Genomic DNA, 578 nt, shown 5'->3' with positions numbered 1-578 from the left:
AACTCTGTGGGAACTGTTGCCTATTCTTGGAAAAACAGCGCTAACGCAGAAGTCGGAACAACAGCTTCAGTTTCTAATCTGCCTGCCGGAACATATACTTTAACTGTGACAGATTCATGCTCTTCACAGACAAATTCTGTGACTGTTGGACAGCCTTCTGCAGCTTTGGCTTTGGGAGCTTCATCTAAAACAGATGCTTCATGCTACGGAGCAAGCACCGGAACCGTAACTGCGGGAACTGTAGCAAACTCTGTTGGAACTGTAGCCTATTCTTGGAAAAACAGCGCTAACGCAGAAGTCGGAACAACAGCTTCAGTTTCTAATCTGCCTGCCGGAACCTATACTTTAACCGTGACGGATTCATGCTCTTCCCAAACAAATTCTGTGACTGTTGGACAGCCTTCTGCAGCTTTGGCTTTGGGAGCTTCATCTAAAACAGATGCTTCATGCTACGGAGCAAGCACCGGAACTGTGACTGCGGGAACTGTAACAAACTCTGTTGGAACTGTTGCCTATTCTTGGAAAAACAGCGCTAACGCAGAAGTGGGAACAACAGCTTCAGTTTCAAACCTGCCTGC

At 46.9% G+C, this 578-nt stretch carries 1 pseudogene; it reads left to right on the top strand.

Features of this window, described 5'->3' with window-relative positions:
* Nucleotides 1–578 (top strand): annotated as a pseudogene (locus DM444_RS00165) (hypothetical protein); the annotation flags it as partial.

Origin of the sequence: Flavobacterium ginsenosidimutans, from assembly GCF_003254625.1 — a bacterium.
In the GTDB taxonomy this organism is placed as follows: domain Bacteria; phylum Bacteroidota; class Bacteroidia; order Flavobacteriales; family Flavobacteriaceae; genus Flavobacterium; species Flavobacterium ginsenosidimutans.
Note: the sequence above shows the minus strand (reverse complement) of the source record. Positions and strands in the feature narration are given on the sequence as shown.